At 63.1% G+C, this 20721-nt stretch carries 21 protein-coding genes; 8 read left to right on the top strand and 13 right to left on the bottom strand.

Going from position 1 to position 20721, the window contains the following annotated elements; all coding sequences use genetic code 11:
- Positions 1 to 246: 246 nt before the first annotated feature.
- On the bottom strand, positions 247 to 789 hold the full coding sequence (locus KI797_RS18840) for a GNAT family N-acetyltransferase (RefSeq protein ID WP_226170602.1): 543 nt from the start codon (positions 787 to 789) through the stop codon (positions 247 to 249).
- The gene (locus KI797_RS18835; RefSeq protein WP_226170598.1) at positions 789 to 1205 is read right to left on the bottom strand and encodes a GNAT family N-acetyltransferase; all 417 of its coding nucleotides are present in this window, start codon (positions 1203 to 1205) and stop codon (positions 789 to 791) included. Before KI797_RS18835 ends, KI797_RS18840 begins: the two co-directional genes overlap by 1 nt.
- A 394-nt stretch (positions 1206 to 1599) precedes the next feature.
- Here KI797_RS18835 and KI797_RS18830 point away from each other — a divergent pair, with 394 nt between their 5' ends.
- On the top strand, positions 1600 to 2181 hold the full coding sequence (locus KI797_RS18830; protein ID WP_043130659.1) for a hypothetical protein: 582 nt from the start codon (positions 1600 to 1602) through the stop codon (positions 2179 to 2181).
- 275 nt (positions 2182 to 2456) lie between these two features.
- Entirely contained in the window at positions 2457 to 3347 is an 891-nt protein-coding gene (locus KI797_RS18825; RefSeq protein WP_171273096.1) for a sensor domain-containing diguanylate cyclase, read from the top strand.
- Between the two features lie 74 nt (positions 3348 to 3421).
- On the opposite strand, the gene KI797_RS18820 is transcribed toward KI797_RS18825, so the two are convergent.
- Positions 3422 to 4060: an exopolysaccharide biosynthesis protein gene (locus KI797_RS18820; protein ID WP_005328986.1), complete on the bottom strand. Its 639-nt coding sequence runs from the start codon at positions 4058 to 4060 to the stop codon at positions 3422 to 3424.
- Positions 4061 to 4285: 225 nt separating this feature from the next.
- Between KI797_RS18820 and KI797_RS18815 the strand changes: the two genes are divergently transcribed.
- Entirely contained in the window at positions 4286 to 4891 is a 606-nt protein-coding gene (locus KI797_RS18815) for an outer membrane beta-barrel protein (protein ID WP_226170596.1), read from the top strand.
- A gap of 19 nt (positions 4892 to 4910) precedes the next feature.
- On the opposite strand, the gene KI797_RS18810 is transcribed toward KI797_RS18815, so the two are convergent.
- A complete protein-coding gene (locus tag KI797_RS18810) occupies positions 4911 to 5216 on the bottom strand; it encodes a monooxygenase (RefSeq protein ID WP_218410553.1) in 306 nt (101 codons plus the stop codon).
- Between the two features lie 118 nt (positions 5217 to 5334).
- Between KI797_RS18810 and KI797_RS18805 the strand changes: the two genes are divergently transcribed.
- A complete protein-coding gene (locus KI797_RS18805) occupies positions 5335 to 5700 on the top strand; it encodes a winged helix-turn-helix transcriptional regulator (protein WP_226170593.1) in 366 nt (121 codons plus the stop codon).
- On the opposite strand, the gene KI797_RS18800 is transcribed toward KI797_RS18805, so the two are convergent.
- The 4 genes from KI797_RS18800 to KI797_RS18785 form a co-directional block, all read right to left on the bottom strand.
- Entirely contained in the window at positions 5697 to 6131 is a 435-nt protein-coding gene (locus tag KI797_RS18800; protein WP_226170590.1) for an N-acetyltransferase, read from the bottom strand. The genes KI797_RS18805 and KI797_RS18800 overlap by 4 nt on opposite strands.
- A 175-nt stretch (positions 6132 to 6306) precedes the next feature.
- Positions 6307 to 7344, bottom strand: coding sequence for an acyltransferase family protein (locus KI797_RS18795; RefSeq protein WP_226170587.1), 1038 nt, complete (start codon positions 7342 to 7344; stop codon positions 6307 to 6309).
- 173 nt (positions 7345 to 7517) lie between these two features.
- Entirely contained in the window at positions 7518 to 8132 is a 615-nt protein-coding gene (locus tag KI797_RS18790; protein WP_404801068.1) for a PepSY-associated TM helix domain-containing protein, read from the bottom strand.
- A 62-nt stretch (positions 8133 to 8194) separates the two neighbouring features.
- A complete protein-coding gene (locus KI797_RS18785) occupies positions 8195 to 10237 on the bottom strand; it encodes a TonB-dependent receptor (RefSeq protein ID WP_226170584.1) in 2043 nt (680 codons plus the stop codon).
- Positions 10238 to 10515: 278 nt separating this feature from the next.
- Between KI797_RS18785 and KI797_RS18780 the strand changes: the two genes are divergently transcribed.
- On the top strand, positions 10516 to 10995 hold the full coding sequence (locus KI797_RS18780; protein WP_226170581.1) for a GNAT family N-acetyltransferase: 480 nt from the start codon (positions 10516 to 10518) through the stop codon (positions 10993 to 10995).
- Between the two features lie 86 nt (positions 10996 to 11081).
- On the opposite strand, the gene KI797_RS18775 is transcribed toward KI797_RS18780, so the two are convergent.
- A complete protein-coding gene (locus KI797_RS18775) occupies positions 11082 to 12140 on the bottom strand; it encodes a porin (RefSeq protein WP_218410543.1) in 1059 nt (352 codons plus the stop codon).
- A 218-nt stretch (positions 12141 to 12358) separates the two neighbouring features.
- Between KI797_RS18775 and glpX the strand changes: the two genes are divergently transcribed.
- Both glpX and KI797_RS18765 read left to right on the top strand, forming a co-directional pair.
- A complete protein-coding gene (gene glpX, locus KI797_RS18770) occupies positions 12359 to 13369 on the top strand; it encodes a class II fructose-bisphosphatase (protein WP_041206766.1) in 1011 nt (336 codons plus the stop codon).
- Positions 13370 to 13538: 169 nt separating this feature from the next.
- Entirely contained in the window at positions 13539 to 13790 is a 252-nt protein-coding gene (locus KI797_RS18765) for a YkgJ family cysteine cluster protein (RefSeq protein ID WP_226170578.1), read from the top strand.
- Between the two features lie 119 nt (positions 13791 to 13909).
- Here KI797_RS18765 and KI797_RS18760 read toward each other — a convergent pair whose 3' ends face one another.
- Genes KI797_RS18760 through hemC form a run of 4 tightly spaced genes read right to left on the bottom strand, consistent with a single transcriptional unit; the run spans position 13910 to position 17867 of the window.
- Positions 13910 to 15073 carry a heme biosynthesis HemY N-terminal domain-containing protein gene (locus KI797_RS18760; protein WP_226170576.1) on the bottom strand — a complete coding sequence of 388 codons (1164 nt, stop codon included), beginning with the start codon at positions 15071 to 15073 and terminating at the stop codon, positions 13910 to 13912.
- Positions 15074 to 15083: 10 nt separating this feature from the next.
- Positions 15084 to 16160, bottom strand: coding sequence for a uroporphyrinogen-III C-methyltransferase (locus KI797_RS18755; protein ID WP_043130628.1), 1077 nt, complete (start codon positions 16158 to 16160; stop codon positions 15084 to 15086).
- The gene (locus tag KI797_RS18750) at positions 16157 to 16891 is read right to left on the bottom strand and encodes a uroporphyrinogen-III synthase (RefSeq protein ID WP_226173175.1); all 735 of its coding nucleotides are present in this window, start codon (positions 16889 to 16891) and stop codon (positions 16157 to 16159) included. Before KI797_RS18750 ends, KI797_RS18755 begins: the two co-directional genes overlap by 4 nt.
- A 46-nt stretch (positions 16892 to 16937) precedes the next feature.
- On the bottom strand, positions 16938 to 17867 hold the full coding sequence (gene hemC / locus KI797_RS18745; protein ID WP_226170573.1) for a hydroxymethylbilane synthase: 930 nt from the start codon (positions 17865 to 17867) through the stop codon (positions 16938 to 16940).
- A gap of 322 nt (positions 17868 to 18189) precedes the next feature.
- Between hemC and KI797_RS18740 the strand changes: the two genes are divergently transcribed.
- On the top strand, positions 18190 to 20709 hold the full coding sequence (locus KI797_RS18740; RefSeq protein WP_226170570.1) for a class I adenylate cyclase: 2520 nt from the start codon (positions 18190 to 18192) through the stop codon (positions 20707 to 20709).
- Positions 20710 to 20721: the final 12 nt, after the last annotated feature.

The raw sequence follows: 20721 nt of genomic DNA, 5'->3' as shown, positions 1-20721 counted from the left end.
GTGTTAGGTTGTCTTGCCACAGTTTCAGTCCTATCTATTAGTTTTAAAAAATTAAAATGCTATTTGTATGTGAGAGAGTTTACTCTTGTGGAGACCCGTAGGGAACTTTTATAGACTTGTTGTAAATCTTGAATTAATCGGTCATTCAGGAATCTCCGTAATTGCGACCGGTCCATAGTAAATTTTTGACTCAGGTTACATGCTGCCTCAATTTAGATGGCGCTACAGGCTACGTCCTGACAGATATCAGCCTGCGGGAACAAGGGCATAGATATGTGCATCCATAGGCTGGCCATGTAGGAAGATACGGTTCCTTGCCCGGCACTCAAAGGTAGCCCCGGCGGCGATGGCAACAGCTTCGCTGGCGTTGTTGCCAACTCCCATCACGATCTCCAGTCGAAATAGTCCCAACTGCTGAAAGCCAAAGTCACGGAGCAGGGCGACCGCCTGTCGGGCGATGCCACAGCCTTGGCGGGATTGGCGTACCCAATAGCCGATATTGCCGTAGCGATGATGGGGCGACAGCTGGTTGATACCTGCGCCACCCAGCAGTTGGCCGGTGGTGGCGCAGAAGATGCCCATGTCAAAGGCGCGTCCCGCCGCACAATCCTGCTCGCAGCTGGCAAACCACTCCAGTGCACTCTCCCGAGTAAATGAACGGGAGCACCAGCTCATCCAACTGCCGACCGTCTCGATGGATTCGTGGGCCGCGCGGACAAACTCATCGGCATCGCCCGCTTCGAACGGGCGGATCACGATATTGGCATTGGCAAGGCGCTTGAATGTCATCACTTATCCTGCTTTTTCAGAAAGTAACTGATATGCCCCGGCGGCATATCGGGCAGTTGGCCAAATACCTCGTAACCCTGTTTCTGGTAGAAGGGGAGGGCCTGGAAGCTGGTGGTTTCCAGATGGTAGTTGGTGATGTCCTTGCTCTGTGCGTACTGCTCCATGGCGCCGAGCAGGCGGCCGCCCCAGCCATCCTTGCGGATGCTTTCGTCAATCCAGAGCCAGTCGACGTGCAGCCAGCCCCACTTGATATCGGCGATGATGCCGCCGTGAACCTTGCCCTGCTCATCCTTGATAAAGCTGGCGATCCGTTCGCGCAGGTGCGCGCCGGCGTGACCCAGGTTGTAGCCTGAGAGGCCAACTCGCAGCGCTTCGATCTCATCGTCCTGAGGCGGTTGGGGTGTGGTCAATTGCATAGTGCTTCCTGCTTGATGTTGGTTGTATCTATCTGGTTGTGGCCTGTGGTGTGTCTATCTCCCCGCGGCCAATCAAGAGCCCATTTCCGCCCATTCCACCAGAGGAGGATATTGAGACGGACCGGTGGCGTCGTCAAAGAGGGAGCGGATCACCCTGAGGGTTGGCGTGCCCGGTGCGATCCTCTTGAATCTTGGCCCGGACTACCGTAACGGAATCTGGCGGGGCCATGCCACCCTTTTGTGCAGCCAGGTTCGCCAGCCTTTGTCGTCCCCGTCCCATATGCGCATCGACCCGGGGCCGGTTTGTCTCTAGCATGGGAGGGAGGCGGAGCCGGGCTCCGTCATGCGGGCTTTTGGCGAAGTCCGTTCCACGGACTTCTGGCGGAGAGAAAAGATGAAGCTGCGTTCCTTGTTGATGGTGGGTGCCCTGTTGCTGGGCGGTTGTGCGGTCAATCCTTATGGCGGCACCCCGGCGCCGGTCGGCGAGCCGGACAAGCCGGTGAGTCAGCCAGAGAAACCTGTGGCTGAACCCGAGGCGGTCAAGCCGCCGCCCAAACCCGTGGCACCGACCGGGCTGGCGGTCGCCATGGCGGATGCTTTCTTGAAGGCCCCCGAGGTGCAGGCACTGACCCGGGACGGCAGCCCGGTGCTGCTGTTGATGGCCCCTCAGAACGGCACGGGTGAGTCGTTCAACACCCAGTCCATGGCGGTGGCCATGATCCAGCGGATTCAGAAACAGGGCGGCTTCAGCTTCGCCGATCCCGGCCAGGTATCAGCCATCACCAGCCAGCTCGAGTATCAGCAGGGGGGGATGAATCCGGCCTCTTTGGTGCGTCTGGGTCGCCAGACCGGGGCCGGTTACATGCTCTACGGGGATCTCGTCTCCGAGGGGAGCCGCTACCGCCTAGCCATGAGCCTGATGGATCTCAAGAGCGGCGAGCTGCTCTGGAGCGGGAACCGCTCTGCCAGCCGCTGATCCCCTCATCCCGGCCACCGAAAACGCCATCGAGCTCCTCTCGATGGCGTTTTCGTTTCAAGGCGCCAGCGCGCTCGCCGCGAGCGTCTGTCATGGGCCGAGGGGCGCCATACTCCCCCTTGCGGATACTGACTGCGGGCCCGGGGGATAGCCGTTCACTACCGCACCGCGGGTTCTGCCGCCACGTTGCCACGGCGTCCGGGCCGTATGCGATACTGCACGGGTCGTGTATAACAGACAACACAGGGCCCTCCCCGCAGATAAAAGGAGCACAGATGGCGCTCTCAGTGGCACAACTCTATGAAGTGATGACCCAGCTGCCCGATCCCGTCTTCATTCTCAGTGAAGATGGTCATTACATCGAGTACATCGGCGGGGTGGAGCAGCAGTCATACCAGGATGGCAACCCGCTGATTGGCAAGCGGTTGTTCGACGTGCTGCCGGCAGACAAGGCGTTCTGGGTGATGGAGCAGGTGGCGCGTGCCCTGGCCAGCGGCCAGGTGCAGGTGGTGGAGTACGATCTCTCCCCCGCCGAGGTGGATGGCATCGATGCCGAGGCGGGGCCCCAGGGGATGCAGCGCTTCGAGGGGAAGATAGCGCCGCTGCCCTCCCTCTATGACGGCAAGCGGGCCGTGGCCTGGATGACCCGCAACATCACCCGCCAGCACGAGCTGCAACGGCGGCTCAAGCGGCTCGGCGAGACGGATCAGCTGACCGGCCTCTACAATCGCCACTTCTTCTTCGATCAGTACCACCAGAGGGTGCAGGGTCAGCCGCTCACCGGCCTCATCATGCTGGATCTCGATCACTTCAAGCAGATCAACGATCGTTACGGCCATCAGGCCGGGGACAGGGTGTTGTGCCGGGTCTGCGACTGCGTGTCCGCCCAGTTGCGGGGAGAGGATCTGTTCGTGCGCAGCGGCGGCGAGGAGTTTCTGATCCTGCTGCCGCAGATAGACGAGGAGATATTGCTGAAGGTGGCGGAGCGGATCCGCGCCGCGGTGGCGGCCATGGAGCCGGATCCGGCCCCCGTCACAGTCAGTCTGGGCACCACCCTGATCCGGCCGGGGGAAGATCTCGGCACAGTGCTGGCCCGGGCGGACGAGTGGCTTTATCGGGCCAAGCGGGGCGGGCGCAACCAGGTGGCCCACGACGGGGATCCCTGAAAATCACCCAGGCTTGCAACGAAGGAGGGCGACCCTGTGTCGCCCTCCTTCATTTGTCTGTGTCTGCGCCCGTCTCAGCCAAACAGCGTCGAGATGTTCTGGCCCGCCATCAGCAGGCCGATGGCCAGCACGCTGAACCAGACCAGGGTGGCAGTGACCAGGGCGTAGCCGAGGGCGACGAAGAGGCCGTCCCGTTGCAGCATGCCGATGGCCAGCAGCAGTATGGCCCAGGCGGGCATGGCGTTGGTGAAGGGAATGGCGCCGAGCGGCAGCATCAGCAGCAGGGCCGCCAGCATGATCAGCAGGCCGTTGCAGCGATTGATTGTGGAGCTGCCGGTCAGCAGCAGCAGGCGCGGCCGGATGAAACGGTCGATGCGGGCCAGCAGATCGGCCCCCTTGTGCAGGGCTGGCTTGAGGTGCTCGGCGGCGAAGCGGCGCTCCATCAGGATGGCGGGCAGCCAGGGTACCCGGTTGAGGGTGATGCCGATGCCGATGAAGAGGATCAGCAGGCCAAAGGGAGTACTGACGCCGGGGATGGAGACCGGCAACAGGAAGGGGACGGTGAGCAGCACGCAAAACAGCAGCATGCCCTGCTCACCCACCAGGGCCAGCATCTCCTTGAGGCTGATGTGGCTCTCCTCGATGGCGTGGGCGGTGGCCCTCAGGGTATCGGAGAGCGTGCTTTGTGGGTCGTTGAGTTGCGCGGCAACCATTCCTGAGATCCTCATCCTGTTGATGCCACCGCTGTGGCGCCGTCAGCTTACGTGGCAGAGGTTAATCCCAGATGAATAATGTGAGCCGGCGCAAGTTTTGATGGAAAGAGAGGGCGGGGAACGGGGGCGGGTCGCCAAAATGGGGCGATACAGCCACCATCCAGGGTCGGATGGAACAGGCTCTGATATGCTTTTGACGCAATCCATGCAACTAGGGAGAAGAGCGTGACGCGAGCGACGATGATGGTGTTGGGACTGTGCTTGCCGCTGACGGGCTGGGCGACAGAGCCTGCCGCGCCGGGTTGGCAGCTGACCCCTTTCCTGGGTTATAGCTCATCCATCGACTTCGAGGCGATGGATGAACCCGCCCCCACGCCCCACGTAGGCTCCCTGCAGGGGGAGAGCTCGGGCAACTGGGGCCTCTTCATCAGCAGGGAGGTGGATGATCCCGGCATGATAGAGCTGCTCTACAGCCATCAATCCACCCCCGTCTCCCCGGATCAGCCGGACAGGCTGACGGTGGATACCCTGCACTTCGCCGGGGCCCTGATACTCTCGGACAACCTGATGGCGCCCTATATAGGCGCCGGGATCGGGGTGACCCGCTTCGATGCCTACGACAGCGAGACGGCCCCCTCCATGTCACTGGCGCTCGGGGTGCAACCGCGCCTGGGGGAACATCTGGCGCTGCGGGCCGAGGTGCGTGGCTACGGCTCCCTGCTCAACGACGACAGCACGTTTCTCTGCAACCCCGAGGTCTGCGCCTTCCGGGTGCGGGGGGATCTGCTCACCCAGTGGCAGGCCAATATCGGCTTGACCCTGAGGTTCTGAGCCCGCGCTGTGGGTCGGTTTATTTGATGCCGAAGGTGATGCGGCTCAGGGGCTCGTTGACGTCAAACACCTTGTACTGCACCGCGCTGGCGCCCATGGCGAGCACCCGCTGCTCGTGCATGGTGGCGTAGGCGAGAGCGCTCGCCTCATCCTCGAACAGATAGATGCCGCCCGCCTCGCCGGTGCGCGGGTTCTCGGTCCAGATCTTGGAGATGAAGCCCGGCTCCCGGGTGATGGACTCGGCCAGCGGCGTGGCGGCGGCGGTCAGGGACGGCCCCATCAGCTCGGCGGGGAAGGTGAAATGGATCTGCAGCAGGCTGGGCATGATGAACCTCTCTCGGGGGAATGACGGAATCCGCATCATAAGAAGCCGGCATCTTGGCTGCAAGAAGGCACATTTTGGTGGCATAGTTACCCCAAAGTAACCAGTCGCGAGTCATCCCTTGTCCTCACTGCCTTGCCCCGCCTATCAGGTATTGCGCCTGCTCGCCGGTAAATGGAAACCGGCCATCCTGTTTCATCTGCGCGCCCAGACCCTGCGTTTCGGCGACCTGCGCCGCTGCCTCCCCGAGGTGAGCCAGAAGGTGCTCACCGCCCAGCTCAAGGAGCTGGAGAGCGACGGCGTCATCATTCGCACCCTCTATCCCGACGTCCCGCCCCGGGTCGAATACGCCCTGAGCCCGCTCGGGGTGGCCCTTATCCCCCTGCTGCAGCAGATGCACGACTTTGCGCTGAACCACGGCGATCTGCTGGCACCGAGCGACGCGGCGGCGGCCCGCGAAGAACCTCATCCCACCGAGCCCAGTTAATCCCGCGCCGACCAGACCATTACCCACTCGGCGCAGCCGGTGTGGGGATCCAGGGCGTCGGCCGCAACCTGAAATCCTTGCGAGCGATAGAAGTCGCAAGCAGTCCGGTTCTGCTGATAGACCTGCAGCCGCAGGGCCGGCAACTGCCCCTTGGCGTGCTCGAGCAGAGCCTTGCCCAGCCCTTTCCCTTGCTGCGCGGGGGCCACGAAGAGGGCTGCCAGGGAGCCCTCGTGGAGGGAGTAGAAGCCAAGCAGCTGGTCACCCAGGCAGAGTACCTGGCTGTCGGCGGCGGGCAGGTAGATCTCCCGCATCGGCGCCAGGTTGGCGTGCCAGTAGCTCGGCTCGATGAAGTGGTGGGCCTGCAGGGAGGCTTCCAGCCAGATGGCGAGGACGGCCTCGGTGTCGACCGGGGTGAAGGGGCGGATCTGCATATGTGTCTCGTCTGGATTCGTCAAAAGAGGGGCATGGTAGCAGCACAGATCCCGTCGTCACCCGCTAGCGGGTCAAAGTGATGCCCCTGTAACAAAAAAGGCGACCCGCAGGTCGCCTGTTGCCGTTAGCGGGCGTAGGGGAGAGATCTGCCTCCCTCCCATGCCTTGTTCCCCTTCAGCGGGCCCGCAGCAGCCAGCCGCTGATCCGGTTCGTCGCCAGCAGTCGGCAGGCGAGCAGGGAGAGCACCAGCAGCACCGGCACCTTCACCAGCTCCCACCACTGCAGCTTGCCCTGGGGGCCGAACACCATCAGCCAGACCACCAGCATCATGTGCAGGCAGTAGAGGCCCAGCACCCTGGGGGCCTGGCGCTCGAGCCAGCTGCCTCTGCCCCAGTTTGGATTGGCCAGCAGCAGGCCGAACAGGCCGAGCGCCCAGGGCAGGGAGCCGAGCAGAAAGTCGTGACGGTTGAGGGGCACGGCGGCGAAACGCAGCAGGCCCGCAGCCTCCAGGGCATAGAGACCCATCCCCGCCACCATCAGCAGGGCGCTGCGCCTGGCATCCGGTTGCCAGCCACGCAGGCGCAGCTCGGCGCCAAGCGCCACGAACAGCAGCGAGAAGAAGGGGCCGTTGCGGGTCAGCAGGGCCCACTCGCCCCCTGGCAGCAACGGGCCATAGGAGCCGCCGATCAGGGCCAGCCCGTAGAGCAGGGCGCCCGCCACCAGAGCCAGTCTGGGCAGCCTGACCCGCCAGCTGAGGGCCAGCAGCAGGACGGCCAGCATCAGGGCGGGCAGGAACCAGAGGTGGATCATGCCACCCACCCACCAGGCGTTGAGAGGATCCCCTAGCTGCATTTGCCACTGGCCCGCCATGCTGGCCAGATAGCCTTCCGTCATGGCCGCGACCGGGTTGAAGGGCACCAGCAGATAGAGCAGGCTCCAGACCAGCCAGAGCCCCAGCAGGGGGCGGCAGTAGCGCAGCGCCACCGCCATAGGCTTGCCTGCGGCGAGGGCGGGTTGCAGGAAGTAGCCGGCGCAGAGGAAAAAGAGCGGCACCGCGAAGCGGCACAGCTGGTTGATGATGGCCCCGAGCCAGAAGTAGGGGGTGCCGTCCCAGAGGGTGGGATCGAACGGATTGCTGAAGGGGGAGAGGTGAATGGTCATCACGGCCAGGATGGCCAGGACTCGCCCGCACTCGATGCTGGAGATGCGCATGAAAGTTTCCGACGGCTGAAACCCGGCACCCTAGCAGCCGGGCGGGCCCCGCTTCCAGTCGGGGGGTCGCCAACTGTGACTCCCATCGGCGGCCGGTTACCCTTTGTTACCCGGGGGATGGGCAGGGTTACCCCGGGTGGGAGGTGGATCCCGTTTTGGTGTCGGTAGAAGCCCTAGAGCAGGGCGACCAGCACTGTCGCGATGGCGCCCGTCAGCAGCAGACGTCCGGCCGGGCCGTGCAGCTTGTTCCACATCAGCAAACTGGTGAGGGCCAGCAGCAGCATGGAGAGGGCCGCAAGATCGCCGACCAGTTGCCAGGAGAGACCGGTGCCCATGCCGCGATGCAGCCGGTTGAGGCTGGCGGCGAGGTTGGCCCGCTGCAGTTCGGTCTGCACCAGCAGGGTACCCTCCACATAACTGGCGGCCAGGCTCTGGCTGAGGGTGACGCCGCGCAGCTCCCAGCGCGCCGGCAGGGTGAGGGAGCCTGTGGGGGTGGGCAGGGTCCGGGCCGGGGTGATGCTGATCCGTCCCTCCTCCAAGCCCTCGGGGTAACGCTGTTGCAGCAGGGCTTTCAGTGCGTCCGGGCTCGCCAGCGGCGCGGCCAGCGTTATCTCCTCGCTCGACTTTTCGGTGTGGGGGCCGGGCAGGGGCAGCACGGCCCTGTGTTGGAGCCAGAGGCCGGTCAGACCGTAGAGCAGCATCAGGGTGAGGGTGGCAAAGCCCGCCCAGGCGTGGATGCGGCGCACCCACTTGTTGTTGTGAAGGGGGAGTCTCTTGGGTTTTATCATGGTGGCGCGTCATAAAAAACTGGCCAGCAGAGGCTGGCCAGTTTGGCTGTGGGTAAGGAGGATCAGAAGTGGTAGGCGGCGGTGAGATTCAGCTGACGGGGACTGCCCGGCATGATCTGGGCCGCGCTGGTGGCGCTGACGAAGTAGTCGTGGTCGGTCAGGTTCTCCACGCTGAGCTGGGCATCCCAGTGCTGCCAGCGGTAACCGGCGCGGGCGTCATAGCGGGCGTAGCCCGGCAGCACTGTGGTGTTGGCGTTGTCGGCGAAGCGATCCCCCACCGCCGTCACCCCGGTTTCCCCATACCAGCCCTGCTTGCCGCTCTGGTAGCCGGCGAACAGCTGGCCGTTCTCGCGGGAGACATTCATCGGCCGCTTGCCCTGCAGATCCGCATCCGCCTTGACCTGCTCCGCGTCCTGGATGGCGATGCCGCCGTGCAGGTAGAAGGCGTCGGTGAGTTGGGCGCTGGCGCTCAGCTCTATGCCGTCGGTGCGCTGCAGGCCGGTGAGGAGCACCTTGGTGGGATCCAGCGGATCCTTGCTGCGCTTGTTGTACATCTCCAGCCGGTAGATGGAGAGGGTGGTGGCCAGGCGGCCGTTCAGCCAGTCACTCTTCACGCCCCCCTCGTAGAGCCGGGTGTGCTGGGGATCCAGGTTGTTGTTCTTGTCCCCCGGGGTGATGCCGATCAGTTCCCCACCCACTGGGGTGAAGGTCTTGCTGTAGGAGGTGTAGAAGGCGTGCTCCTCGATGGGGTTCCACACCAGGCCCAGACGGGGGCTCAGGCTGGTGACCGAGAGGGTCTCCTCCTTGTCGAGGTCGTTGCGGCGGCTGGTGACGGTGAACGCGTCCCGGCGCAGGCCGCCGAGCAGGTGCCAGTCCCCCAGGCTGAGCTGATCCTGCACATAGAGGCCGTAGCCGCGCACCTTGTGGTTAGCGTCGCTGGAGAGCTTCATGGCGCCGTTGTAGCTGGGCAGTGAACCCGGATCGTACAGGTTGTCCGGGGGGATAGGGCTGGCGTTCTGATAGAGCTTGGGGGTGCGCTCCTGCCAGCTCTGCTCCAGGCCCATCAGCAGGCGATGCTCGACGGGGCCGGTCTGAAGCTGGCCTTCCGCTTCCGTGTTGCTGGTCAGGTTGTTGGCCTTGAGATCCTGCTGCCAGCGGGCGCGGGTCACCTGGTCGCCCTTGACGCTGGTGACATAGGTGTTGTCGAACTGGCTGTCGAGACTGGTGTAGCCGAGCTGCTGGCGCAGTTGCCACTGCTCGTTCAGATCCCAGGTGAGCTGGGAGCGGGTGGACTGGGCCACGTCATCTATGAAGTCGCGGCTGGTGTCGCTGTAGACGCTCTCGATGGGGACATCGGCCGGGCGACCGTTGACCCCGGGGATGCCGCGATCCGGTGTGCGATCGCTGCCGTTGCGCTCGTACTGCACCAGCCAGTTCAGCTTGTCGGTGATCTCCCAGTTGGCGGAGGGGGCCAGCAGGGTGCGCTTGCTGGTCACGCCGTCGCGAAAACTCTCCTTGTCCTCCTGGGCCAGGTTGAGGCGCAGCTGCACCCGCTCGCCTGCCTCGGCATTGAGATCCGCGGCGAGGCGCTGGCTGTCGAAGCTGCCGACCCGGGCACTGACGCTGGAGGCTTGGCCCCGCTGCGGCTTCTTGCTGACCCGGTTGATGATGCCCCCCGTGCTGCCACGGCCGTAGAGCACGGCGGCTGGCCCCTTGAGCACCTCGACCCGCTCTATGTTGCCGAGATCCCGGGTGTACTGCATGTCGTCCCGCAGGCCGTCGAGGTAGAAGTCGTTGCTGGCGTTGAAGCCGCGGATGTTGACACCGTCGAAGCGGGTGTCGCCGCTGGCGTTGACCCCGGGGATGCCGCTCAGGGCTTCGCTCAGGGTCGGTTGGCCGTAGGCGGTCAGCTCGCTGGCGGAGACGCTCTCTATGCTCTGGGGCACCAGCTTGGCCGGGGTGCTGGTGCGGGTGGCGGTGGCGACTTCCTCGTGTTGGCTGCGTTTGCCGACCACAGTGAGGGTTTCGTCTTCGGCCTGGGCGCTGGCGCAAAGGGACAGCAAGGCGACGCCCAGCAGGGCGCGCGGGGAGTTGGGATTATGCATCTGCGTGTGACTCTTCTAATCGACCTGTTGGCCTGAACTTATTGATTTATTTGTAGTTATTAGTATCTCCCGTTTCGAGAGGACGCTAATGATATTGATTTTCATTTGTCTTGCAAGGCAAAGATGCAAAAATCCCACACCTACGAGCAGTTGTGCGGTCAGTTGAGGATCATTGCCCTGATGCAACCCATCGGATGAGTCTTGGTTGGGGCAAAGGGCTGGTTTACCATCCGGGTTCGGTGGCGCCGATGCTGCCCCAGGGAAACAGGAAACGGAACATGGAAGAGATCATCAGGGCAGACCTTCATAACCGGCAGCACGGCGAGGCGCTGGTCTATCTGCTCAACGAATACGCGAAAGACGAGATGGGCGGGGGCAGCCCCCTCGCCGATGAGGTGAAGGCCAATCTGGCGCAGGCCCTGGCGGCGAGAAGTGGTGCCCATGTATTGCTGGCCTGGGTCGATGGGCAGCCGGCCGGGGTGGCCACCTGCTTCGAGGGCTTCTCGACCTTCGCCTGCCGGCCCCTGCTCAACCTCCACGACCTTGCGGTGCACCCGGATCATCGCGGGCGCGGCCTCGGCAAACGGCTGCTGGCGCAGGTGGAGCAGCTCGCCCGCGAGCTCGACTGCTGCAAGCTGACCCTGGAGGTGCTGGAGAGCAACAAGGTGGCCCAGGCCGCCTACCTGGCCAGCGGTTTTGCGGGCTATGAGCTCGATCCGCAAGTGGGCCGGGCCCTGTTCTGGCAGAAGAAGCTCTAGCCTCTGTGGCTCAGCCCCCAGGCGGGAGGGGAGAATGAAAAACGGCGCGCAGAGGGATCTGCGCGCCGTTTTGTCTGGGGCCGGAGTTAGAAGTCGTAACGGGCCGCCAGCTGGAAGTCATCCTTGGTGTTCAGCTTGCCGCTGTCATTGCTGTCGAGGTTGTTGATGCGGTACTCGCCGATGACGCGCAGGTTCTTGTTGAACTTGTACTGGGCACCCAGGGTGTAGTAGTCGATGGAGTCGTAGTCGGACTTGCCGCTCTGCTCCACCTTCTGCTTGTTCCACAGGGCCATCAGGCCGAAGCCGCTCTCGAAGTTGTAACCCAGCGCCCCTTCCCAACCGGTGTGATCCTTGCCGGTTGCCAGGAAGTCGCTGCCGTCGGCGTAGCTCAGGGCGGCATAGACGGCCTTGTTGTCGTACTTGGCGGAGAGCAGCCACAGCTTGGCATCCTCTTCACCGCTCTTGTCGCGGATACCCACGTTGTAGGCGGTACCCAGGGCCAGGTTGAACGGGAAGGTGTAGGCCAGGGCGGCGCCGTAGGCGGCATCGCTGTCCTTGCTGGTGGTCTCTTCGGTGTCACCGCCGTCGAACTTGTAGCTGGTATCGACCTGGAAGCCGTTGAACAGGCCCGAGTATTTCAGCACCGAGCCGGCACGGTTGGTGGCGAAGGTGTCGGTCTTGGCACCCAGCGCCTCGTTGCCGTAGCCGTCGGAGAGAGAGACGTCGGTCCAGTCGGCCAGCAGGCCGGGGGCGCCTTTCTGACGACCGAAGGTGACATTGCCCCAGTCGGCACCCACACCGGCGAAGGCCAGACGGGTGCGCATGTTGTCGGAGTTCTCGCTGACGGTCTTCTCGCTGTCGTTGACGTAGATCTGCAACTCGTACTGGGCCAGGGCCTTGAGACCCGGATTGATCTCGCTCTCTACCTTGGCACCCAGGCGGACGAACTGGTTGGCGCCCTGCTTGTCGCTGTATTCGTTCTTGATGTCGCCATTGGCATCCAGCTCTTTCTTCTCGCCGAAGAACTGGCCGGCGTAGATGCGGCCGTAGAGGTCGAGCAGGGTGCTCTCGTTTTTGTACACTTCAACGGCTTGAGCCTGGAAGGCGGCGGTAAGAGCCAATGCTACTACTGTCAGCTTTTTCATCATGATCCCTTGTGTTGCAAGCTTTTGTTTTAAAAGACGGGGCCATGCTAGAAGTGACAGATGACAGTCGGGTGACCGTGCAATGAACAAACCGTGTCGATTCCATGTCAGCGGGATGAAAACCGGGATTTATGTGGCGAGCCGCCACTTTTGCGCGCAAAGGTTTGCCCTTGTGGTAGAATGCCGCCCGTTTTCGAGCTCCTAAGGTTGGATATGCGATGAGACGTGAACTGGCAATCGAATTTTCCCGAGTGACGGAAGCGGCTGCACTGGCTGGCTACAAGTGGCTCGGACGTGGTGACAAGAATATCGCCGATGGCGCGGCCGTTGCGGCCATGCGTCACATCCTCAATCAGATCCAGATCGATGGCGAGATTGTGATAGGCGAAGGCGAGATCGACGAAGCCCCCATGCTCTACATCGGCGAGAAGGTGGGCACGGGTCAGGGCGACGCCGTGGACATCGCGGTCGACCCCATAGAGGGCACCCGCATGACCGCCATGGGGCAGTCCAATGCCCTGGCCGTGCTGGCCGTGGGCGACAAGGGCTCCTTCCTCAAGGCTCCCGACATGTATATGGAGAAGCTGATCGTGGGTCCGGGCGCCAAGGGCGCCATCGATCTCGATCAGGCCCTGGAGCTGAACCTCAAGGCCGTGGCCAAGGCGCTCGGCAAGCCGCTCTCCCGCCTGACCGTCATCACCCTGGCCAAGCCGCGTCATGACAAGGCGATCAAGGAGATGCAGGGGCTGGGCGTGCGGGTGTTCGCCATTCCCGACGGCGACGTGGCCGCCTCCATCCTCACCTGTCTGCCGGACAGCGAAGTGGACATGCTCTATGGCATCGGTGGCGCTCCGGAAGGGGTGATCTCGGCGGCGGTGATCCGCGCCCTGGACGGCGACATGCAGGCGCGCCTGGTGCCCCGTCATCAGGTCAAGGGCGACAGCCCCGAGGTGCGTGCCCTGGGCGAACAGGAGATTGCCCGTTGCCAGGAGCTGGGCATCGATGTGAGCAAGGTGCTCAAGCTGGAAGATCTGGCCAAGAATGACAACGTCATCTTCTCGGCCACCGGCATCACCAAGGGTGATCTGCTGGAAGGCATCACCAGCAATGGTGTCATGGCGACCACGGAGACCCTGCTGATCCGCGGCAAATCCAGAACCATCCGCCGCATCAAGTCGATCCACTTCCTGGACCGCAAAGACAGCGTGGTGCGCGACATCATTCTCTGATGAGAGTGGGTTGAACCTGCTGAAGATGAAAAGCCCGACCGCTGCTGCCGTCGGGCTTTTTGTTGCCCGCGCGTCCGGGTCTGGACTATTTAGCGGGACGGGGCGGATAAGGCTAAGGGGAATCGGGGCCCTTTGATAGACTGCTTCGCCATGCACAGGAATGCATCATATGGAATGTCGTCAAGGTTGCGGTGCCTGCTGCACAGCCCCCAGTATCAGCAGTGCCATTCCCGGCATGCCGGAGGGCAAGCCGGCCGGCTTGCCCTGTATTCAGCTCGACGCGTGGCTGGGCTGCAAGATCTTCGGCCAGCCTGAGCGTCCGGCAGTGTGCAGCAGCTTTCGGCCTATGCAGGACGTGTGCGGCTCTCACCGCCAGGAGGCCGTCTGGCTTATTGGCGAGATGGAGCGGCTGACGGCCTGAGCCCTTGACCCTCTCCCTCAGGGAGAGGAGAGCTGAGAAACACCCCGAATCAACGCGGGAACACGGAATAGAAAAAGGCCGCAATTGCGGCCTTTTTGATTCTCTCTGTCGAGCTGGCGTCAGACGTCGGCCAGTTGCAGGGCCTGACGATAGTACTCATTGGCCTTGTTGGTGAGACGGCGCTTGTCCATCACCTGCCCGAGGGCATGGTAGAGGGCGGCATCCGGCCGCTTCGCCACTTCCTGCTCCAGCAGGCGCTGGGCATCGTCCAGCTGGCCGGCCAGCAGGTAGACTCGTGCCAGAGCAGCCTCGGCGCCCGGCTGATCCTGGATCTTCTTGAGCAGGGTCAACATGGGCTGATAGTCATCCAGCCTGAGTTTGGGCAGACGGGCGAACAGCTCGGGGGAGGGATCCTTGCGCAGGGCCTCCAGCCAGAGGTCGGCAGCCTCGCTGTCGGCACCGAGCCGGCGCAGACGATCCCCGTAGTTGGCCAGCAGTTCGGGGTCCTGACGCAGCTTGCGGGGCAGCGCCTGCCATACCGGGCGCAGTGTCTCGAGGGCGCCGCTGGCAGCCTCGAGACGGCCAATCCAGGCCTGGTGCAGCAGCGCCTCTTCCTGTACCGACGTCAACTTGCCCACCTTGCGCAGGGCCGGGGCGAGATCGATAAGGGCCGCCCAGTCTTCCCGGGCCAGATAGACCTGGCGCAGTTGATCCAGCACCATGGGGTGGCGCGGGTGCAGGGCGTAGACGGACTCGAGCCGACCGAGGGCACTGTCGTACTGACCCTGCTCTATCTGCAGCTGGGTCTGGATCAGGGTCAATGCCAGCTCGGCCTTGGGGTTCTCCTCCTGCGCCTTTTGCAGGTAGTGATCCCGGCGCACGTCATCGCCTCGGGCCTGGGCCACTCTGGCGGCACTCAGGTAGTTGAGCAGCGGGGTGTCGCTGTTGTCAGCCCCCTTGATCAGCAGCTTCTCGGCCTGGTTGTAATGCCCCTCGGCCATGGCCAGGGTGGCATTCACCGTTTGCAGGTTCGCCTTGCGGCGACGGCGCGAGCCGAACCAGCCTTGCGTCTTGCGGCGCAGGCCGAAGACCCGAGCGAGCATCCACTCGACGATGAGCAGGGCACCGTAGAAGAGTACCGCCAGGATCACGGCGCTGGTGACCGAAGACTCCACCGTGTAGTTGCCAAGCGAGATGAGCACATAGCCCTTGTTGCCGGACGCTTCTGGGCCGAAGATCAGGCCCGCGACCATCACGGCCACCACGACGATCAGACGAATCATGGTCTCCTCCTCAGTTGCCGGCCAGGATGCGTTGCAGGCGCTCGGTCAGCACCTGTTCCAGCATGGCCTGGGTCTTGAACTGATCTGGGTAGTCAAACTGGATCTGCTCGCCTTTGAGCTTGTCGAGCTCGGACTGCATGTACTGGGTGGCGCTGTTGTCGGTATCGAAGTACTGGGTCAGCCAGCGCTGGGCCTTCTCCAGGCTGTCGGTATAGAGCGCTTGCTGCTCGCGATAGACGGCGAGCTGGGCCTGCAACAGCTTGGTCTTGAGGTTCTCCCGCAGGAAGATCTCCTGCTGCGGTGAGAGCAGGGCCTCCACGGCGCCGTCGCGGCGACGTATGGTGATGAAGTTCTCGGTGAACTTGACCCAGTTCTTCTTCAGATTGCTCTCCCACTCGTCCGGATTGGCGCTGACCGCCTGATCCGGTTCGGCCTTGGCTTGTGGCATGCTCACGGTGGAGAGGGGCAGCAGCTCTATCTGGTCGGACAGCGCGGCCAGCTTCAGGGTCAGCCCCTCGCGATCGACTCGCGGCATCCCCTTGAGCTGGGCTATGTCTTCCGCCAGCGCCTTGCGAATGGGCATCAGGCTGGGGTCGTTGAGCGCCTTGATCCGCTCGTCGGCGTTGCCGAGCAGGGTGATGGCGGAGACGATGTCGTGTTCTAGCCACAGCTTGCGGCCCGCCATGCGCACCAGGTATTCGGATTCGGCTAGCATCCAGTCGTTGGGACGCTTGTCGTCGAGATCCAGCACCTTGGTCTGCAGGGCGTCCAGCGCCTCCTGCAACTGCTGTTGGCTCTTGCCGAGGGCGCCGATCTGCTCGGCATCCTTGCTGTTGCTCTGATCCAGCTTGCCCATGGCCTCGGCCAGTTGCAGCTTGAGGGCGCCGAGTTCGGCCTGCTGGGCGACGGCATTCTGGTGGCCGTGCAGATAGAGGCCGCCGGTCAGCCCCAGGGCCAGCAGGATGGCAACGCCACCGAGGACGACGCCGGCGCCGCCCTTCTTGTTGCCGGCGGCCTTGTTCTCGGGCTTGTTGTTGTCGGCCGCGGGGGCCGCAGCACTCGGCTGGACTTCTTGCTGTTCAGTCATTCCATCTTCCTCAGTTCCAGGGCGGCCACCAGAGCCTGGTTGGATGCACCTTGGGCAATCACGATACGGGTAAAGCCAGCTCCCTCGGCCATCTCGGCCACCCGGGGACTGGGCACCACCAGCAGGCGGTCATAAAGCCAGGGTCGCTGCGGGCCGGACACCAGGGCCAGCAACCGCTGCAAGAGTTCACCACTGGTGATGAGCAGGCTGTCGAGGCCGGCTGCCTGCCAGTGGCGGGTCAATGCGTCCCCGTCGAGCTCGGGGTAGTGGCGCTCGTAGGTGGCACAATAGTGCACCAGTGCGCCGCGTGAGGCCAGCGTTCGGGCGATGAGATCCCGCCCGTCGTTGCCGCGCAGGATCAGCACCCGCTTGCCGCTCACCTCTTGCAGGGGCGGCAGGGCCAACAGGCCTTCACTGCGGGGATCGGTCGGGCAGAGGGCCTGGACACCCACCTCGCTGAAGGCATCCGCGCTCGCTTGACCGACCGCAAAGTAGTCAATATGTGGCCAGGTCAGACCAGTTTGCAACAGAAAATGATGAGCAAATTTAACGGCATGGGCGCTGACGGCGATGATGATGTCCGTTTGGGGCAGCAGTTCGGGCAGGTGGGGGAGTTCACTGCCCGGTCGGGTTTCCAGCAGCGGGCAGCACAGTGGTGCATGACCGTGCTGGCGCAGCAGTGCTGCCAGCTCGGCGGCCTGGGCGGCCGGGCGCACCACCAGCGGGACCATCAGGCCACGCTCGGTGGTTGTGACCATGAGCAGACCCGATTCGCACTCATGCCCGGTAGACCTCGGCAAGAATGGCGTCGGCACCATCGGCCAGCAGGCGCTGGGCCAGGGTGTGGCCGAGTGCCTCGCCATCGGTCAGGGGTCCGCGGATCTCGTCCCGGATCACCTGGGTGCCATCTGGGCTTCCCACCAGGCCGCGCAGCCAGATCTCGTCCCCCTGCACCAGGGCATAGGCACCGATAGGCACCTGACAGCCTCCCTGCAGGGCACGGTTCATGGCGCGCTCGGTCAGCACCCTGATCCGGGTCTCGGTGTGTTCCAACGGTGCCAGCAGGGCGTGCAGCTCAACATCGTCCAGACGACACTCGATGCCGACGGCACCCTGGCCGTTGGCGGGCAGGCTCTGCTCCGGCTCGATGAAGGCGGTGATGCGATGGGCCATCTCCAGCCGTTTCAGGCCGGCGGCGGCGAGTATAATGGCGTCGTACTCGCCGGCATCCAGCTTGGCGAGGCGGGTATTGACGTTGCCGCGCAGGTCGCGGATCACCAGATCAGGGCGGGCGGCCCGCAACTGGCACTGGCGGCGCAGGCTGGAGGTGCCGACCACGGCCCCCTGGGGCAGCTCGTCTATCTGCTTGAAACGGTTGGAGACGAAGGCATCGCGCGGGTCTTCGCGTTCACAGATGGTGTGCAGGCCGAGCCCCTCGGGGAACTCCACCGGCACATCTTTCATGGAGTGGACGGCGATGTCGGCCCGGCCTTCCAGCATGGCAGTCTCCAGCTCCTTGACGAAGAGCCCCTTGCCGCCGACCTTGGCCAGCGGGGTATCCAGGATCTTGTCACCCTGGGTGCTCATGGGGACCAGTTCGACTAGTAGATCGGGATAGAGGGCTTCCAGCCGATCTTTTACAAAGTTGGCCTGCCACAGGGCCAGTGGGCTCTTGCGAGTGGCAATTCTCAGGGTTCGGGCTGCCATATCAATCAGTTGTTTCATCTTTAGTGAGGAAAACGATCTTACCACCCTTTGCATGGGCTTTCATGACGCAGCCGGCAAAAGCGGGGCCAAGCTCAAAAAGGGTCGCTGAAAATAATTTTCACGCGGTCATTATATGATGGCAACTAATTGAAAATATTATTTTTTATTGCTTTCTATTGATACCGTTACGGGGCGTGCCAGAAATAATCCGGTGATTGTGTGCGGGCTTGTTTACCACTGCTGTTTGCATTGTTAACATGATCACACTTTTTTGACGTCTCCCCGTTTTGGTGCGTCATTTCTCTTCCCCATAGGTAGGGCATTGCTGGTAAAACTGGACACGCTGGTGGCGCGCTACGACGAGCTGAATCGTCTCAAGACGCAACGAGCGTTGGATCTCATGAGTCGCTACGGGCAGCAGGTCTTTCAACTGCTGCCTGTCATGCTGCACTTCAATCATCCCCTCCTGCCTGGTTATGTGGCAGGGGACGTGCCTCATGGTATCTGGAGTTTCGTCGCCAACGAGGCCCAGCAGGCCTTCATCCAGGATCTGTGCCAGAACGCGAACTGTCAGGGCGGCCTCAGCACCCACGACAAGTCGATCCAGGGCCTCTACTCCATGGGCAGTACCTCCTCCATCGGTCAGTGCTGCCACTCGGATCTCGACATCTGGGTCTGTCACGTGGCCGGTCTGTCGAGTGAGCGCCTCGCCCTGCTGGAGCAGAAGTGCCAGCACCTCTCCCTGTGGGCCGAGCAGCGCGGGGTCGATCTCAACTTCTTCCTGATCCCCGAAGACAAGTTCCGCCAGCGCAACGATGCCCAGATGCAGGGGGAGAGCTGCGGCAGCGCCCAGCACCTGCTGCTGCTCGACGAGTTCTATCGCAGCGCCATGCACATCGCGGGCAAGCGGCTGCTCTGGTATCTGGTGCCGGCCGAATATGACGATCACTACGACGACTACGTCAACGGCCTGTTCGCCCACGGCAAGTTGAGCCAGGACGACTGGCTCGATCTGGGGGGCTTTGACCGCATCCCCGCCGAGGAGTACTTCGGCTCCGCCCTGTGGCAGCTCTACAAGGGCATAGATTCCCCCTACAAGGCGGTGCTCAAGTCGGTGCTGATGGAGGCCTACTCCCACGAGTATCCCAACACCCGGCTGCTGTCGGTGACCAGCCGCGACTGGTTCCAGCACAACGAGGGGATGCACTACCGGCTCGACAACTACTGCCTGATGCTGGACAAGGTGACCAACTACCTGAAATCCATCGGCGACATGCAGCGCCTGGATCTGGTGCGCCGCTGCTTCTATCTGAAGGTGTGTGACGGCCTGAGCCACCCCAAGGAAGATCACTCCCCGGACTGGCGCCGGGAGCAGATGGCCCAGCTGGTGGCCTACTGGGGCTGGAGCCCGGAGCGGCTGCATCACCTGGATCATCGCCAGGAGTGGAAGGTCGAGGACGTCAAGATGGCCTACGCCGAGTTGCTGGAGGCCCTGATGCAGAGCTACCGCAACCTCATCCAGTTCGCCCGGCGCAACAACATCAGCGAGTCCATCAATCCGGAAGACATCGGCATACTGTCGCGCAAGCTCTATGCCGCCTTCGAGAGCCTGCCGGGCAAGGTGCAGAGGATCAACCTCAAGATAGCGCCGGATCTCGGCGAGCCGGATCTCAGCCTGGTGCAGGTGCCCCACGGCCGCCTGAATCGCGCCGGCTGGTATCTCTACAAGCATTCCCTCGAGCCCGCCGACATCATAGGTCGGGCGCCGCTCGAATATAACGGCTACATCAGCAAACTGGTGGCCTGGGCCTACTTCAACGGCCTGCTGACGCCCCAGTCCCGGGTGCACCTGTTCAATCAGGGCTCGGATCTGCACATCGACAATCTGCACCAGTTCTGCCGCGATCTCTCCGGCACCTTCCCGGTCAAGTATCCCCGCGCCACCAACCTGGCGCTGAGCCGGCCGTGCGAGATCCGCCAGCTCTCCATCTTCCTGAACCTGGAGACGGACCCGTCAAGCCACTGGGTGGGGCAGGTGATCGAGTTCGATGCCAATGCCGCCGACGTCTTCTCCTTCGGCCGCAACCAGGAGTGTCTGGTGGGATCGGTGGATCTCGTCTATCGCAACTCCTGGAGCGAGATCCGCACCCTGCACTTCGAGGGGGAGGAAGCGGTGGTGGATGCCCTCACCACCATACTCGGCAAGATGCACCAGGATGCCGCCGCCCCCGAGATGATAGAAGTGTTCTGTTACAGCCAGCACTTCCGCTCCCTGGTGCGTACCCGCTTCCAGCAACTGGTGGCCGAGTGCATCGAACTGCGCCTGGCCCGGGACAAGCAGCAGTTGGTCAAGACGCTGGCGCTGGGGAAAGAGAAGTACGGCATCTTCTTCGAGCGGCGCGGGGTGTCGGTGAAGAAGCTGGAAAACGCCATCGACTTCTACCGCCACATCTCCCACAACAAGCTGGATCACCTGCCGCTGCGCCTCGACAAGACCCATAGCCAGCATCTGCCCGGCATTGTCGACGCCTACGCGAGCGAAGGGCTGGTGCAGTTCTTCTTCGACACCCGGGATGCGGGCACCAACATCTATATCCTGGACGAGGCGAATCGGGTGGAGATCTACCAGCACTTCGCCGGCAACAAGGATGAGCTGGTGCAGGGAGTGAACCGCTTCTACACCTCGGGCCACGAGCGCTTCAGCGATGCGGGCCAGTTCAGCAACTTCAACCTGCCCCAGTATTACGAGATCGTGCAGATGGGCGACAAGCTGGAGGTGATCCCCTACCGCAGCCAGAGTCCGCAGCGGGACAATCCGGGGGCGGCCCGGGAAGTCGGGTGATGTGCCGGGCAC

This window comes from Aeromonas media, from assembly GCF_020423125.1.
Classification (GTDB): domain Bacteria; phylum Pseudomonadota; class Gammaproteobacteria; order Enterobacterales; family Aeromonadaceae; genus Aeromonas; species Aeromonas media.
This window is presented reverse-complemented; position numbering and strand designations above follow the sequence as displayed.

Bases quoted from the DNA above. Each gene is read 5' to 3' on its own strand.
- KI797_RS18840 (WP_226170602.1), bottom strand. From the start codon at position 789: ATGACATTCAAGCGCCTTGCCAATGCCAATATCGTGATCCGCCCGTTC.
- KI797_RS18835 (WP_226170598.1), bottom strand. From the start codon at position 1,205: ATGCAATTGACCACACCCCAACCGCCTCAGGACGATGAGATCGAAGCG.
- KI797_RS18830 (WP_043130659.1), top strand. From the start codon at position 1,600: ATGAAGCTGCGTTCCTTGTTGATGGTGGGTGCCCTGTTGCTGGGCGGT.
- KI797_RS18825 (WP_171273096.1), top strand. From the start codon at position 2,457: ATGGCGCTCTCAGTGGCACAACTCTATGAAGTGATGACCCAGCTGCCC.
- KI797_RS18820 (WP_005328986.1), bottom strand. From the start codon at position 4,060: ATGGTTGCCGCGCAACTCAACGACCCACAAAGCACGCTCTCCGATACC.
- KI797_RS18810 (WP_218410553.1), bottom strand. From the start codon at position 5,216: ATGCCCAGCCTGCTGCAGATCCATTTCACCTTCCCCGCCGAGCTGATG.
- KI797_RS18800 (WP_226170590.1), bottom strand. From the start codon at position 6,131: ATGCAGATCCGCCCCTTCACCCCGGTCGACACCGAGGCCGTCCTCGCC.
- KI797_RS18795 (WP_226170587.1), bottom strand. From the start codon at position 7,344: ATGCGCATCTCCAGCATCGAGTGCGGGCGAGTCCTGGCCATCCTGGCC.
- KI797_RS18790 (WP_404801068.1), bottom strand. From the start codon at position 8,132: ATGATAAAACCCAAGAGACTCCCCCTTCACAACAACAAGTGGGTGCGC.
- KI797_RS18785 (WP_226170584.1), bottom strand. From the start codon at position 10,237: ATGCATAATCCCAACTCCCCGCGCGCCCTGCTGGGCGTCGCCTTGCTG.
- KI797_RS18780 (WP_226170581.1), top strand. From the start codon at position 10,516: ATGGAAGAGATCATCAGGGCAGACCTTCATAACCGGCAGCACGGCGAG.
- KI797_RS18775 (WP_218410543.1), bottom strand. From the start codon at position 12,140: ATGAAAAAGCTGACAGTAGTAGCATTGGCTCTTACCGCCGCCTTCCAG.
- glpX (WP_041206766.1), top strand. From the start codon at position 12,359: ATGAGACGTGAACTGGCAATCGAATTTTCCCGAGTGACGGAAGCGGCT.
- KI797_RS18765 (WP_226170578.1), top strand. From the start codon at position 13,539: ATGGAATGTCGTCAAGGTTGCGGTGCCTGCTGCACAGCCCCCAGTATC.
- KI797_RS18760 (WP_226170576.1), bottom strand. From the start codon at position 15,073: ATGATTCGTCTGATCGTCGTGGTGGCCGTGATGGTCGCGGGCCTGATC.
- KI797_RS18755 (WP_043130628.1), bottom strand. From the start codon at position 16,160: ATGACTGAACAGCAAGAAGTCCAGCCGAGTGCTGCGGCCCCCGCGGCC.
- KI797_RS18750 (WP_226173175.1), bottom strand. From the start codon at position 16,891: ATGGTCCCGCTGGTGGTGCGCCCGGCCGCCCAGGCCGCCGAGCTGGCA.
- hemC (WP_226170573.1), bottom strand. From the start codon at position 17,867: ATGGCAGCCCGAACCCTGAGAATTGCCACTCGCAAGAGCCCACTGGCC.